Annotated in this window: 13 protein-coding genes; 7 read left to right on the top strand and 6 right to left on the bottom strand. The window is 68.8% G+C overall.

What is annotated here, in order from left to right:
- Nucleotides 1-21: 21 nt before the first annotated feature.
- Nucleotides 22-1,008, top strand: a complete 987-nt coding sequence (locus KUV62_RS01530) for a DNA topoisomerase IB (protein WP_222601913.1) — start codon at nt 22-24, stop codon at nt 1,006-1,008.
- A 60-nt stretch (nt 1,009-1,068) separates the two neighbouring features.
- Here KUV62_RS01530 and KUV62_RS01525 read toward each other — a convergent pair whose 3' ends face one another.
- The 4 genes from KUV62_RS01525 to KUV62_RS01510 form a co-directional block, all read right to left on the bottom strand.
- Entirely contained in the window at nt 1,069-1,500 is a 432-nt protein-coding gene (locus tag KUV62_RS01525; RefSeq protein ID WP_222601912.1) for a DsrE family protein, read from the bottom strand.
- A gap of 84 nt (nt 1,501-1,584) precedes the next feature.
- Complete coding sequence (locus KUV62_RS01520; protein WP_222601911.1) at nt 1,585-2,613, bottom strand: magnesium transporter; 1,029 nt, start codon at nt 2,611-2,613, stop codon at nt 1,585-1,587.
- A gap of 336 nt (nt 2,614-2,949) precedes the next feature.
- Nucleotides 2,950-5,709 (bottom strand): [protein-PII] uridylyltransferase, encoded by a 2,760-nt coding sequence (locus tag KUV62_RS01515; RefSeq protein WP_261395165.1) that lies wholly within the window; start codon nt 5,707-5,709, stop codon nt 2,950-2,952.
- Between the two features lie 7 nt (nt 5,710-5,716).
- Nucleotides 5,717-6,907, bottom strand: a complete 1,191-nt coding sequence (locus KUV62_RS01510) for a penicillin-binding protein activator (protein WP_222601910.1) — start codon at nt 6,905-6,907, stop codon at nt 5,717-5,719.
- 88 nt (nt 6,908-6,995) lie between these two features.
- Between KUV62_RS01510 and rsmI the strand changes: the two genes are divergently transcribed.
- From rsmI to KUV62_RS01490, 4 genes are all read left to right on the top strand, one after another.
- A complete protein-coding gene (rsmI, locus tag KUV62_RS01505) occupies nt 6,996-7,871 on the top strand; it encodes a 16S rRNA (cytidine(1402)-2'-O)-methyltransferase (RefSeq protein ID WP_222601909.1) in 876 nt (291 codons plus the stop codon).
- 19 nt (nt 7,872-7,890) lie between these two features.
- Nucleotides 7,891-8,346, top strand: a complete 456-nt coding sequence (locus KUV62_RS01500) for a YraN family protein (protein ID WP_222601908.1) — start codon at nt 7,891-7,893, stop codon at nt 8,344-8,346.
- 62 nt (nt 8,347-8,408) lie between these two features.
- Nucleotides 8,409-9,344 (top strand): glutathione synthase, encoded by a 936-nt coding sequence (gene gshB / locus KUV62_RS01495; protein ID WP_222601907.1) that lies wholly within the window; start codon nt 8,409-8,411, stop codon nt 9,342-9,344.
- The gene (locus tag KUV62_RS01490; RefSeq protein WP_222601906.1) at nt 9,341-10,240 is read left to right on the top strand and encodes an alpha/beta hydrolase fold domain-containing protein; all 900 of its coding nucleotides are present in this window, start codon (nt 9,341-9,343) and stop codon (nt 10,238-10,240) included. Before gshB ends, KUV62_RS01490 begins: the two co-directional genes overlap by 4 nt.
- Here KUV62_RS01490 and KUV62_RS01485 read toward each other — a convergent pair.
- Nucleotides 10,210-11,724 (bottom strand): YifB family Mg chelatase-like AAA ATPase, encoded by a 1,515-nt coding sequence (locus KUV62_RS01485; RefSeq protein ID WP_222601905.1) that lies wholly within the window; start codon nt 11,722-11,724, stop codon nt 10,210-10,212. The genes KUV62_RS01490 and KUV62_RS01485 overlap by 31 nt on opposite strands.
- 77 nt (nt 11,725-11,801) lie before the next feature.
- Nucleotides 11,802-12,680, bottom strand: a complete 879-nt coding sequence (locus KUV62_RS01480) for a glutathione S-transferase (RefSeq protein ID WP_222601904.1) — start codon at nt 12,678-12,680, stop codon at nt 11,802-11,804.
- Between the two features lie 241 nt (nt 12,681-12,921).
- Between KUV62_RS01480 and KUV62_RS01475 the strand changes: the two genes are divergently transcribed.
- Entirely contained in the window at nt 12,922-13,800 is an 879-nt protein-coding gene (locus KUV62_RS01475) for an RNA polymerase factor sigma-32 (protein ID WP_222601903.1), read from the top strand.
- Nucleotides 13,797-14,633: a ChaN family lipoprotein gene (locus KUV62_RS01470; RefSeq protein ID WP_222601902.1), complete on the top strand. Its 837-nt coding sequence runs from the start codon at nt 13,797-13,799 to the stop codon at nt 14,631-14,633. Before KUV62_RS01475 ends, KUV62_RS01470 begins: the two co-directional genes overlap by 4 nt.
- Nucleotides 14,634-14,657: the final 24 nt, after the last annotated feature.

Genomic DNA, 14,657 nt, shown 5'->3' with positions numbered 1-14,657 from the left:
ACCGCCCGGCGTTTTCGGCGCATGATAACCGTGCCCGATCTCGTCTACTATCCCGATGACCGCCCCGGCATTTCCCGCCGGCGCTGCGGGCGCGGCTTTTCCTACATCGCCCCCGACGGCACCCGCATCGAGCGCGGTCCGGAGCGACGCCGCATCGAGGCGCTGGCGGTGCCGCCGGCCTACGAGAAGGTGTGGATCTGCCCACGCGACAACGGCCACCTGCAGGCGACCGGCCGCGACGCGCGCGCCCGCAAGCAATACCGCTATCACCCCGACTGGACCGAGCACCGCGCGCGGCAGAAATTCGAGCATCTGGCCGAGTTCGGCCATGCTCTGCCGGGGCTGCGGCGGCGCATCCTCGAGGATCTGCGCGGCCGCGATCCCGGTGATCGGGCCTTCGCGCTTGCGGCGGTGCTGGCGCTGCTCGACCGCGCCGGGATCCGTGTCGGCAATGCCGATTATGCCAAGCAGAACCGCAGCTATGGCGCCACCACCCTGCGCGGCACGCACATGTCGCTCGATGGCGGCGAGCTAAAGCTGAGCTTCACCGGCAAGGGCGGCAACAAGGTCGAAAGCGTGCTGCGCGACCGCACGCTGGAACGGGTGATGACCGGGCTGCACGACCTGCCGGGGCGCGAGCTGATCACCTGGCTCGACGCAGACGGCGCGCCGCACTCGGTGCGCTCGGAAGAGGTCAACGCCTTCCTTGCCGACCGCACCGGCAACAGCGCCCTGACCGCCAAGACCTTCCGGACCTGGAACGGTACGGCGGCGGCGCTGAAATGCGCGCTCGATGCCGAGCGGGTGACGATCAAGGCGATGTCGGAGGCGGCCTCGGAACGGCTGCACAACACGCCCGCCATCGCCCGCAAGTCCTACATCCATCCCGACGTCATCGCGCTCGCCGAGAGCGAGCCGGACGAGCGGGCGGCGCTGACGCGCGAGGCGCCGGAGATCGGCGGGCTGCGCCGGGCCGAGGCGCAGCTGCTTCACCTGCTGGAGCGCTGATACGCCAGCCCCGCCGCGCCGGACCGCGAAGGGGCTGGGCGCCGCGGGCGGTGTCAGGTGTCAGGGGCGGATGTAGGAATAGCCCTCTTCCTGCAACTCCACGAGCCGCGCCACGCCGGAGGTCACGACCTGCGCCTCCTCGAGCAGGGTCACCGGCGCGCCGGTCTTCTTCTCGATGCCGGCGATGGTGTTGCCGCAGGCCGAGAAGGTGATCGGCAGTTCGAGCGACAGGGTTTCGATGCGGTCCTTCACCGGGCTCTTGCCCTCGATCAGCATGTGCAGGCCAGGCCCGTAGGCGACCATCTCGATCTTCACCTCGTCGCCCTGCTCAGTGTAATACTCGGTCAGGTTCTTCGCGTTGTTGAGCGCCATGTTCAGCACGTGGGGATCGTTTTGATCCACGTGGAACGCCACGTGATGGGTCTTGCCCTCGGCCAGCAGGGCCAAGGGCGCCGCCGCCAGAAGAGCGGCGAGTGCCACGGTCTTGATCATCTCTGTCTCCTCCCTCAGAGACCGCGATGGTAGCGCAAAATGCAGCGCCCGTGGCAAGGGTTTTAAACGCAGGGCGTGTGGCGCTCAAATTGCCAGCAACCATGTGGTGATGCCGAAATAGAGCAGCAGCCCGGTCAGGTCGACGATCGTGGTCAACGCCGGCCCCGAGACAACCGCCGGATCCTGCCGCAGCGCCACGGCGGCGACCGGCAGGATCGCCCCGATCAGCGTGGCACTCACCACCTGCGCCGAGATGGCAATGGCAATGACCAGGCCGATCTGGTTGAGGCTCATGCCCGCCGGCACATCGCCGCCATTGGAGAGGAACAGCACCTTGAGCCAGGCGAAGAGGAACAGCACACCGGCAAGCATCAGGGCCACCCGCGTCTCGCGCCAAAGGATGCGCGCCGCATCGCGCAGCTCGACCTCGCCATAGCTGATGGCGCGGGTCACGAGGCTGGCCGACTGGGTGCCGACATTGCCGCCGGTATCGGCCACCATCGGCATGTAGAGCGCCAGGATCACCAGCGCGTCGAGGGCGCTCTCGTAGACATGCACCACGTAGCCCGCCGCCAGCCCGACGATGGCCAGCCCCAGCACCCAGGGGATGCGGCGGCGAAAATCATGCCAGACGGGAAGGTCGAAATACTCCTCGTCGTAATCACCGGTCAGCTTGGCGAAGATGTCGGTATCGTCGTCGATCTTGTCGAGCAGGTAGCGGTGCGCGCCGAGCACCGAGACCGCGCCGGCAAAGCGCCCCTCGGCGTCGAGCACCGCGAGGCCAGAGAGCTCCTCGTCCACCACGGTCTGCGCCGCTTCCTCGGCGCTCCAGCTCAGATCGGCATGGAGGCGCGCCGGGCGCAGCACGTCGCGGATGCGCGTTCCGGGCGCCGCCTTGCCGCATTCGGCAAAGCGCACCACGCCGAGGAAGCGCTGATCCGCATCAACGACGAAGGCCAGCAACTCGGTGCCCTCGCGGGTGGACTGGGCGAAGTGGCGGATGGTCTGGGCGCAGGTCATGTCGGGCGAGACCAGCAGCGGCGCGGGGGCGAGCACCGCGTCGATCGGATCGAAGGGCGAGAGGGTGTCCGGGGTGAGCTCGGTCGCGGTCATGGCGTGCGCCCTCAGGTCATGGGAATGGTCCGGTTAGACGTCTGGAAGGTAACAGATCCGTGACGGATCGCCGTGTCCACGGAATCCGGGGCACGGGCGCTGCTTCACACGACTTTCGGCTGATTTTCCACGCGCGACATTGTCGCAAGCCGGGCCCGCACCGCAGCGGCCACGAAAATTCGTGCGAATTTTCTTGTGCGCGCCGCAACCTGAGCGGCACCTGCGGTCGGGACCCGCGCGCGTCCGGGCGCTGCGCCGGCGTCAACACGCTGGGCGGGCGTCAAAGCGCTGCGCGGGCGGGGAGGAAAATTCGCAGAATTTTCCTCCCCGCCGGGGTCAGTTCCCGGCGATCCGCGCCGCGCCGTCCTCGATCGCCGCGCGCAGGCGGCGCTCGAGGGTCTTCTGCTTCGAGGGCGTGTAGAACTTCAGCCCGAACATGTCCTTGACGTAGAACGTGTCGACCACCTGCTCGCCATAGGTCGCGATCACCGCCGAGGAGATGTAGACATTGCTCTCCGAAAGCGTCCGCGCCAGATCGTAGAGCAGGCCGGGGCGGTCGCGGGTGTCGACCTCGATGATGGTGTAGATCTCCGAGCCCTCGTTGTCGAAGGCGATGGAGGTCGGCACGTTGAATGCCTTCTCGCGCTTCTTGAGCTTGCCGCGCGACAGGATCGCCTCGCGCGGCTTGACCTCGCCCATCAGCGTCTTGCGGATGGTGTCGCGCAGGCGCGGGATGCGGCTTTCCTCGTAGGGCGAGCCCTCGGCATCCTGGATCCAGAACGCCGCCGTGGCGTAGCCGTCCTTGGAGGTGAAGGTGCGCGCGTCGACCACGTTGGCGCCCACCAGCGATAGCGCGCCCGCGAGCCGGGCGAAGATCCCCGGGTGATCGGCCAGCGCAAAGCAGACCCGCGTCGCGTCGCGATCCTCGTCGGGATGGATGTCGATGCGGATCTCGGTATCGCCGATATCGCGCAGCAGCCGGGCAAACACCGCGTGGGCGGTGACATGCAGCCCCTGCCAGTAGGGATCGTAATGCCGCGAGGTCTCGGCTCGCAGGTCCTTGGCATCCCAGTCGGCCAGCTCCTCGCGCAGGGCCTTCTTGGCCTCGGCGCCGCGGTTCTCGCGATTGAGCGCCTCCATTCCGTCCTCGAGCGCCCGCCGGGTCTGCCGGTAGAGCGCGCGCAGCAGCGCTGCCTTCCAGTTGTTCCAGACGCCCGGCCCGACGCCGCGGATGTCGCAGACCGTCAGCACGGTGAGCAGGTCGAGCCGCTCCTTGGTCTGCACCGCCTTGGCGAAGTCGCGCACCGTTCGCGGATCGGCGATGTCGCGCTTCTGCGCCATGTCCGACATCAGCAGGTGATAGCGCACCAGCCATTCGACCGTGGCGCATTCCGCCTTGGTCAGCCCCAGCCGCGGCGCCACCTTGCGGGCGATGCGGGCGCCGACCACCGAGTGATCCTCGTCGCGGCCCTTGCCGATATCGTGCAGCAGCAGCGCCACGTAGAGCACCTTGCGGTTGACGCCTTCCTTCAGGATCGTCGAGGCGACCGGCAACTCCTCGACAAGGTCGCCATGCTCGATTTCGCTGAGGTTCGCGATGCACTGGATGGTGTGCTCGTCGACCGTGTAGGCGTGATACATGTTGAACTGCATCATCGCCACGATGGGCTCGAACTCGGGGATGAAGGCGCCAATCACGCCCAGCTCGTTCATCCGCCGCAGCGAACGCTCCGGGTTGCCGTGCTTCAGCAGCAGGTCGAGGAACAGCCGCCGCGCCTCCTTGTCGGCGCGCAGCTCGTCGTCGATCAGGTGCAGGTTGGCCTTGATCAGCCGCATGCCGTGCGGGTGCAGCAGCAGGCCGGTGCGCAGCCCCTCCTCGAAATAGCGCAGCAGGTTGAGCTTGTCGGCGAGGAAGGCCTCGTCATCGGCGATGGCGAGGCGGTTGTTGACCACCGCATAGCCATCCTTGACCTGCGGACCGCGCTTGAACATGCGCAGCAGCAGCGGGGCATCCTTCTGATGCTCGGATTCGAGCGCGGTCAGGAAGATCCGCGTCAGGTCGCCCACCGCGGTGGCGTGGCGGAAGTAATCCTGCATGAACCACTCGACGGCGCGGCGCCCGCCGCGATCGACATAGCCCATGCGGTCGGCGACCTCGACCTGCATGTCGAAGGTGAGCTGCTCGACAGCGCGCCCGGCGGCGAGATGCAGGTGGCAGCGCACCGCCCAGAGAAACTCCTCGGCGCGCATGAAGAGGTTGTACTCCTCGCGCCGGAACACGCCGATGCGCACCAGTTCCTCGGCATCGTCGGTGTGGTGGATGTACTTGGTGATCCAGTAGAGAGACTGCAGGTCGCGCAGCCCGCCCTTGCCTTCCTTGACGTTGGGCTCGACCACGTAGCGCAGGCCCTGCTTGCGGTGACGGGTGTCGCGTTCCTCGAGCTTGGCGGCTACGAAGGCGCGCTCGGAGCCCTTGAAGAGGTCTTCCCAGAGCCGGCTCTCGAGCTCGCGCGCCAAGGGCTCGTGGCCGATGATGAAGCGGGTCTCGAGCATCGCGGTGCGGATGGTGAAATCCTCGCCGCCGAGACGGATGCAGTCCTTCACCGTGCGCGAGGCATGGCCGACCTTCAGCTTCAGGTCCCAGAGGATGTAGAGCATCGACTCGATGACGCTCTCGGCCCAGGGGGTGATCTTCCAGGGCGTCAGGAACAGCAGGTCGACATCGGAATCCGGTGCCATCTCGCCGCGGCCATAGCCGCCCACCGCCATCACCGTCAGGCGTTCGCCCTCGGTCGGCGCATTGAGCGGATGCAGCCGGATCGTCGCCAGCTCGAAGACCAGCCGGACGATGCCGTCGGTCAGCCAGGCATAGGCCTCGGTGGTCGGGAAGGCGGCACGGGGATTGGCGGCGAAGGCCTGCGCGATGACCGCGCGGCCCTGGTCGCGCGCGGCGGACAGGAGCTTGACCGCGATGGCGCGCACCTGGGCCTCGGTTTCGGCCTCCGCGACCTTGGTGAAGAGTTCGGCGCGGAGGGCGGGAAGGTCGAAGATCTCCGATGCCGGGGCGATCAGGTCGTCCGGCATCGGGGCTTGCATGAGGTCTTCAGAAACCTGCGCCGGAGAAGCTGGAGGGGGCAGGGTCAAGGATCACCATCTGGTTGTTGCGCACGGTCGCGACGGCGAGCCCACGCTCGTTGGTGCCATCGCTTTTCAGGCGGAATACACCGCCCGTGCCTTGGAAACCAGCGGATTGCGTCAGCGCGCGGCCGGTCAGGGCGTCGCCGCGGCCCTGTTTCACCAGCGCGCCGATGGCGGCGATGCCGTCAAAGGCGAGGCCGGCCAGCGGGTGCGGGTTCTCGCCATAGGCGGCGCTGTAGCGGGCGGTGAAACTGCGCTGCATATTCTGGTTCGGCAGGGCGAACCAGGCGCCGTTGGCACCCGGATAGGCGAAGAGTTCGGGCTTCACGTCCCAGCGGGTCAGGCCGACATACTGGAATTCCGACGGGCTCAAGCCGTTCTCGGGCATCACCTGCAGCAGCAGCGGCATGGCGGCGTTGGTGGCATCGGTGGTGATGAAGACCGAGTCCGCCCCCGAGTTGCGGGCGATGTCGCCCATCGACTGCGCGGTGCTGGTCACGCCCTCGACGCTGAGCGGGTAGGGCTGGACGGTGGCGACGCGCACACCGTTCTGCGAGGCGGCCTGCTGGATGGCGTTGCGACCGAACTGGCCCGGAACGTCCTCGGAATGCAGGATCGCGATGCTCGACAGGCCATTGCGGCGACCATATTGCATCAGCCGGTCGGCTGTGTTCTCGAAGGTCGGTCCGAGCACGAAGAGGTTGCCGCCCGCGATCGAGGGGTTGTTCGAGAAAGACAGCACGTTGACGCCCTCGTCGGCGACCACCTTGCTGGCCTCGACGGCGACCTCGCCACGCAGCGGGCCGAGGATGATCTTGGCGCCCTCGTCGACCGCGCGCTGGGCCTGCGCCGCGGCGGTGGCGCCGGAGCCGGCGGTGTCATAGACCGCGAGGTCGATATTGACCCCGTCGAGATCGGCGATGGCGAGCCGGGCGGCATTCTCGAGGTCGCGGGCGATGCTGGCGGCGCCGGAATCGCTCTGCGGGACCAGCAGCGCGACGCGCACGCTCTCGTTGGGGTTGATTCGCGGGCCGCCGCTATTCGATGCCCCGAGATCGGTCATCGTGGAGACGTCGCAGGCGGTGACGAGGCCTGCGCCCGCCACGACGGCAGCGGTGCAGAGCGCCTTGCGGGCGCGGGACAAAACGGCGAACATGGTGGTGAACTCCCTCGATCATTAGCGCGGGTTGAAGCCCGCGTGGGTTTACGAGGGATCATAGTCCAGCAAGGGGATGGGTCCAGAAATGAATCCGGAAAGGCGCGGATTGGCGCCGGGGCTGTACATGGTGGCGGTCCCGATCGGCAACGCGCGCGACATCACGTTGCGGGCGCTCGACATTCTGCGTGAGGCCGATGTGCTGGCCGCCGAGGACACCCGCAGCCTGCGCCGCCTGCTCGAGATCCACGGCGTGGCGCTGGGCGATCGCACGGTGCTCGCCTACCACGATCACAACGGCGCCAGGATGCGCCCGAAGCTGCTCGAGGCGCTGGCCGAGGGCCGCTCGGTGGCCTACGCCTCCGAGGCCGGCACGCCGATGATCTCCGACCCGGGGTTCGACCTGGTGCGCGCGGCCCGCGAGGAGGGCCTGCCGGTGACCACGGCACCGGGCGCCTCCGCGGTGATCGCGGCGCTGACCATCGCCGGCCTGCCGACCGACCGGTTCCTGTTCGGGGGCTTCCTGCCCAATGCCTCGGGCGCGCGCCGCAAGGCGCTCGAGGAGCTGCGCACCGTGCCGGCGACGCTGGCCTTCTACGAGTCGCCCAAGCGCGTGGGCGCGATGCTGGCGGATGCGGCGGCGGCGCTCGGACCGGACCGTCCGGCCGCGGTCTGCCGCGAGCTCACCAAGCGCTTCGAGGAATGCCGCGAGGGCAGCCTCTCCGAGCTCGCCGAGCACTACGCGGAGGCAACGCCCAAGGGCGAGATCGTGGTGCTGATCGGCAAAAGCGATTCAGAGGATGTTAGCGATTCCGACCTAGACCGCTCCCTGACCGAGGCGCTGCTGACGATGTCGGTGCGCGATGCCGCCGATGCGGTCTCGGGCATGTATGGCGTGAAACGGCGCCCGGTCTATCAGCGCGCCATGGCGCTGGCGAAGGAGCGGGCCGAAGGCGGGGAGTGATCCCCGGAAAGGGGCTCCCATGTCGATGATGGGCCAGCAGCTCAGTTTCGATTTCCGCAATCCTGCGCCTGCCGCGCCGTCGCGTGAGCAGGCACATGAAGACGGGCGCCGCGCCCGCGTCGAGCGCGGGGCGCTGGGCCATCGCGCCGGGCTCTCCGCCGAGGCCCGCGTGGCGCAGGATTACGAGCGCCGCGGCTACCGGGTAGCGCGGCGGCGCTGGCGTGGCCGCTGCGGCGAGATCGATCTGATCCTGCACGATGGCGCGGGGCTGATCTTCGTCGAGGTGAAGAAGAGCCGCAGCTTCGATCGCGCCTTGCAGCGCCTGTCCTCCCGGCAGATCGCGCGCCTGCTCCGGGCCGGTGAGGAATTCGCCGGAACCCAGCCGTTGGGCTCGCTCACCGAGATGCGTTTCGACGTGGCGCTGATGAACGAGCAGGGCATGATCCGGGTGATGGAGAACGCGCTTGGCCCCTGAGGGGGCATTGCCAGTCCCCGGTCTGTGGGCCATGTATGGCGAAAGCCAGAGCGGGAGAGCCCATGAAAATCGCCTTTCAGATGGACCCGATCGGTCCGATCGACATCAACGCAGACAGCACGTTTCGACTGGCCGAGGAAGCGCAGGCGCGCGGGCACGAGCTGTATTACTACCTGCCCGATCACCTCTCCTTCCAGGAAGGCCGGATCATGGCGCGGGCGCGCACGCTCAAGGTGCAGCGCGTGCAGGGCGATCATGCCGAGCTCGGGCCGCTGCAGCTGATCGACCTATCCGAGGTCGACGTGGTCTGGCTGCGGCAGGACCCGCCCTTCGACATGCATTACATTACCACCACCCACCTGCTCGAGCGGCTGATGCCCGGCACGCTGGTGGTCAACGATCCGTTCTGGGTGCGCAACTCGCCGGAAAAGCTGCTGGTGCTGAACTTCCCCGAGCTGACGCCGCCCACCACCATCGCCCGCGATCTCGAGACCATCCGCGAGTTCAAGGCCAAGCATGGCGACATCATCCTCAAGCCGCTCTACGGCAATGGCGGTGCCGGCGTGTTCCGCCTCGACGAGAACGACCGCAATCTCAGCTCGCTCTACGAGCTCTTCACCGGCTTCTCGCGTGAGCCGTTGATCGTGCAGAAATACCTCCCGGCGGTGACCAAGGGCGACAAGCGGGTGATCCTCGTCGACGGCGAGCCGGTGGGCGCGATCAACCGCGTGCCGGCAGCCAACGAGGTGCGCTCCAACATGCATGTGGGCGGCCGCCCCGAGAAGGTCGAGCTGACCGAGCGCGACCGCGAGATCTGCGCCAAGATCGGTCCGGTGCTGCGCGAGAAGGGGCAGGTCTTCGTCGGCATCGACGTGATCGGCGACTGGCTGACCGAGATCAACGTGACCTCGCCGACCGGCATCCAGGAGCTCGAGCGCTTCGACGGCGTCAACGTCGCCGAGAAGATCTGGCAGGCGATCGAAGCCAAGCGGGGATGAGCCGGCGGCTCGCCGCGCTCAACCTCGTCCTGCGCGTCGCGGTCAAGCCGCGGCTGGCGCGGACCTCGGGGCCGGGCGCGGCGGAGCGCGACTTTCGCCGCCTCGGGGCGCTGGCCCTGCGCCAGCCGCACTACCTGCGCCGGATCGAACGACCGGGCGGGCTGCACTGGATCAGCGCCGGCCCCTGCGCGCCGGGCAGGATGATCCTTTACTTCCATGGCGGCGGCTACATCTCCGGCAGCCCCGCCACCCACCAGGGCCTGATCGCGCGGCTCTCGAAACTGTCCCGCATCGAAGCCTGCGCGCCGGACTATCCGCTCGCCCAGGACGCCCCCGTGCCCGCCGCCTTCGATGCCGCCCTCGCGGCCTGGCGCCGCTGCCTGGCGCTGGGCTACGCGCCGGAGCGCATCCTGCTGGCGGGGGACTCCGCCGGCGGCGGGCTGGCGCTGGCGCTGCTGGCGCGGCTCTGCACCGAGGGCACGCCGCCCGCCGGTGTCATCGCCTTCTCGCCCTGGACCGACCTCGCCATGACCGGCGCGAGCCTGCGGGCGAATGCCGGGCGGGATCGCTTCCTGCCGGTCGCCCGCATCGCGGAGCTCTGCGAGATCGTGCTCGGCGGCACCGACCCGCATGATCCGCGCATCTCGCCCCTCTACGGCGCCTTTCCCGGCTGCCCGCCGGTGCTGATCTGCCATTCCGGCACCGAGATCCTCGCCGATGACGCGCGCAACATGGCGGCCCGGCTGCGCGCCGAGGGCGGCGCGGTCACGCTGCACGAGGAGCCCGACGCGCCGCATGCCTGGCCGGTCTTCGACGGCTGGATCCCCGAGGCGCGCCAGACCCTGCGCCTCGCGGCGCGCTTCGCTCAGTCCTGCCTCGCGGCGACCAGCCGGTAGCTCAGCGCCTCGGCTACATGCGGGCGACGCAGCGCATCGTCGCCGGCGAGATCGGCGATGGTGCGCGCCACCCGCAGGATGCGGTGATAGCCGCGCGCCGAGAGACCGAAGCGGTCGGCGGCGCGGAGAAGAAGCTCGCGGCTCTCGGGGTCCGGTTCGGCGATCTCCTCGAGGCGCTGCCCTTCGGCATCGGCATTGGTGCGCAGCCCTGGATGCCCGACGAAGCGCTCGGCCTGCCGCGAGCGCGCCGCAGCGACCCGCGCGGCGACGGTGGCGGAGCTGTCGCCGGAGGCGGGCAGGTCGAGATCGGTGAACGCCACTGGCGGCACCTCGATGCGCAGGTCGAAGCGGTCCATCAGCGGCCCCGAGATGCGGCCGAGATACTCCTCGCCGCAGGCCGGCGCCCGCGAACAGGCGCGGGCCGGGTCGGTGAGATGGCCGCAGCGGCAGGGGTTGGCGGCGGCGATCAGCAGGAAGCGGCAGGGGTAGCTGACATGAGCATTGGCGCGCGACACCATGACCTCGCCGCTCTCGATCGGCTGGCGCAGGGTTTCGAGCACGGTGCGGGCAAACTCGGGAAACTCGTCGAGGAACAGCACGCCGTTATGGGCGAGGCTGACCTCGCCGGGGCTGGCCCGCCGTCCGCCGCCGATGATTGCCGCCATCGAGGCGGTGTGGTGCGGCGCGCGGTAGGGCCGCGTCCGCGAGATGCCGCCCTCGTCGAGCAGCCCCGCGAGCGAGTGGATCATCGAGGTCTCGAGCGCCTCGGTCGCGGTGAGCGGCGGCAGGATGCCCGGCATGCGCGCGGCCAGCATCGATTTGCCGGATCCGGGAGTGCCGACGAGGATCAGGTGGTGGCGCCCGGCAGCGGCGATCTCGAGTGCGCGCTTGGCGCGCTCCTGCCCCTTGACGTCGCGCAGGTCGCGCTGGGCGGGGGTGGCGGGCAACTCGCCGGGCTCCGCCGGCGCGATGGGCGCCGCGCCGCTGTAGTGGCGCACCACCTCGGCCAGGCTTCGCGCGCCGAGCACCCGGCAGGCGCCGACCCAGGCTGCCTCCGGGCCGGAGCCGAGCGGGCAGAGCAGGCTGCGCTCTTCCTCGGCGGCGGTCATTGCCGCGGGCAGGGCGCCCGGAACCGCCACCAGCGTGCCGTCGAGCGCCAGCTCGCCCAGCGCCATGGTCCGCGCAATCTCGTCACGCGGCAGGATCTCGAGCGCCGCGAGCAGGCCGAGCGCGATGGGGAGATCGAAATGCGAGCCCTCCTTGGGCATGTCGGCGGGCGAGAGATTGACGGTGATGCGCTTCGAGGGCAGCGCGATGGCCATCGCGGTGAGCGCCGCCCGCACCCGCTCGCGTGCCTCCGACACCGCCTTGTCGGGCAGGCCGACGATGGCGAAGGCGGGCACCCCCGCCGTCACCGCGCATTGCACCTCGACCGTGCGCGCCTCGACGCCTTCGAAAGCGACCGTGTAGGCATGTGCGATCACCCGCGCCCCCCCCTTTTCCTGTCGCCCGAGCCTGAGGGGCGGATGGTTAGGAAAGGGTTAAGGCGCGACCGGCCCTGTTAAGCGCGTGTCTGGAGCAGCGCGGCGAAGGCGGGCCATGCCTCGGGGTCGCGCAGGGTCTTGTCGCGGCAGAAGGCGTTGCAGAAGCCGAAGACGCGCCCATCGATTTCTAGGAATTCCGTGACCGGATCGCCGGAATAGGGGCAGAGCGCGTTCTCCGACGGGCCGCTCGGCACGGCGCGGGCCGGACGCGGCGCCGGGCCGGGCCAGGGGGCGGGCGTGTAATCGCGGTCGTACCAGGGCAGGTGCTCGTTGCGGGCGAGCCCCATGGCGCGCCAGCGCCGGAAGGCCGGGTCGGCCAAATGCGCGGCGACATAGGCGCGCGCCTCGCTGCCGAGCGCGAGCCCGTATCCCGCGATGCGCGCCGCCACCGGGGCAAAGAAGGCGTCCGCCGCGCTGTAAGTGCCGAAAAGCCATGGGCCGTTGCCGCCGAAGCGCTCACGTGCGAGCGACCAGAGCGCCTCGATCCGGGCGAGGTCGGCGCGGGTCTCGGGCGAGGGCTCGAAGCCGCGATAGGCGGTCGAGAGGTTCATCGGGCACTGCTCGCGCAGCGCGCCGTAGCTCGAATGCATCTCGGCGCACATGCTGCGGGCGCTCGCGCGGGCCCGCGGTTCGGCGGGCCAGATCCCGGCATCGGGGTAGCGGCTGGCCAGTTCCTCGGCGATGGCGAGGCTGTCCCAGACCAGCGCGCCGTCCTCGGTGAGCAGGCAGGGCACGGTCCGCGCCGGGGCGATCTCGGAAAGTTGATCGGCGACCGGGCCGTCGAGGAAACTGATCCGGGTGACGGAGACGGGCAGGCCGAAGCGTTCGAACAGCAGCCAGCCGCGCAGCGACCAGCTGGAATAGGTGTAATCCCCAAGAAACAAGCGGTTGGTCATCTCTCGCCTCGTGCTGAAAACGCTCTAGATGCAGCGATACAGCCGATCCGCGGAGCGCGGAAATTCCGATTTGTGCGCCAGCACATCATCGCAGGGAATGGCTGCTCCGGGCGGGCTTTCGCCGAGCCCCGAGAAAAATGTGCCCCAGCGCGAAACTATTCGCGTCCCTGTCGCGTTGCTCAGGAACAAGACTGTGCGAGAAGGCGGGATCTCCCGTCCAATAAATCGATGGGGAACGCAAATGACACCTGAGGCCTTCAACGATCAGACCCTCTCCCGCAAGGCCATGAAGGCCGAGCTTCTCGACGCAGAGACCGAGTTGCAACTGGCCTATGCCTGGCGCGATCACCGCGACGAGGCAGCGCTGCACCGGTTGATCACCGCCTACATGCGGCTGGCGATCTCGATGGCCGCCAAGTTCAAGCGTTACGGCGCCCCGATGGGCGACCTGATCCAGGAGGCCGGGCTCGGCCTGATGAAGGCGGCCGACAAGTTCGACCCCGACCGCGGCGTCCGCTTCTCGACCTACGCGGTGTGGTGGATCAAGGCCAGCATTCAGGACTACGTGATGCGCAACTGGTCGATGGTGCGCACCGGCTCGACCTCCTCGCAGAAATCCCTGTTCTTCAACATGCGCCGCGTTCAGGCCCGTCTCGAGCGCGAAGCCGCCGCCGAGGGCCGTTCGCTCGAGCGCCACACGCTGCACGCGGCCATCGCCAAGGAAGTGGGCGTGCCGCTGCATGACGTGGAGATGATGGACGGGCGCCTCTCGGGCTCAGATTTCTCGCTCAACGCCACCCAGTCCACCGACGAGGACGGGCGCGAGTGGATCGACACGCTCGAGGATGACGGCGAGCAGAGCTCGTCGCTGGTCGAGGGCAAGCTCGACAATGACCAGCTGCGCGAGTGGCTGGTGGTGGCGCTGACCTCGCTCAACGACCGCGAGCGCTTCATTGTCCGGGAGCGCAAGCTGCGCGACGAGACCCGCACGCTGGAAAGCCTCGGGCAGGAGCTTGGCCTCTCGAAGGAGCGGGTGCGGCAGCTCGAGGCCGCCGCTTTCATGAAAATGCGCAAGTCGCTTGAAGCCCAGTCGCGAGAGGTGGCACAGTTCCTCGCATGATGCGACCTGTCCAGCTCTGTGCCCCGCTGCTCTCCCTGACCCTGGCTGCTTCCGCGGCGTTTGCTCAGGAGGATGATGACGCGCGCAGGCTGGAAGAGGCGCAGCTGGTGTTTCTGGGCGAGGTGCATGACAACCCCGCCCATCATGCCCGCCAGGCCGAGCTGGTGGCCGAGATCAAGCCGGTGGCGCTGGTCTTCGAGATGCTGACCAACGAGCAGGCGGCACAGATCCATCCCGAACATCTGGACGACCAGGAGGCTCTTGCCGAGCTTCTCGACTGGGAAGCGTCGGGCTGGCCCGATTTCTCGATGTATTACCCGATTTTCCAGGCGGCCGGCGAGGCCGCCATCTTCGGTGCCGCGATGCCCCGCGAGGAGGCCCGCCGCGTGCGCGACGAGCCGCTCGACAAGGTCTTCGGCCCGAGCTCCGGCTTCTACGGGCTCGACGAGGCTCTGCCCGCCGAGGAGCAGGCCGAGCGCGAGGCCCTGCAAATGGCCGCCCATTGCGACGCGCTGCCCGCCGAGATGCTGCCGGTGATGGTCGGCATCCAGCGCCTGCGCGATGCGCGGCTGGCCGAGACCGCGCTCGAGGCGCTGTCGATGCATGGCGCGCCGGTGGTCGTCATCACCGGCAACGGCCACGCCCGCACCGACTGGGGCGCGCCTGCGCTGGTGAGGATGGCCGCCCCCGAGGTGCCGGTGGCAGCGCTCGGGCAGGGCGAGACCGGGCGTGGCGCGCCGGACGGCCGCTTCGATCTGCTGGAAGAGGCGGAAGCCGTGGAGCGCGACGATCCCTGCGCCGCCTTCGAGAGCCCCGAGCCTCCGGCCAATTGAGTTTTCCTCGCCCGCGCCTTAACA

Source organism: Salipiger bermudensis (assembly GCF_019801965.1).
GTDB classification, from domain to species: domain Bacteria; phylum Pseudomonadota; class Alphaproteobacteria; order Rhodobacterales; family Rhodobacteraceae; genus Salipiger; species Salipiger bermudensis_A.
Note: the sequence above shows the minus strand (reverse complement) of the source record. Positions and strands in the feature narration are given on the sequence as shown.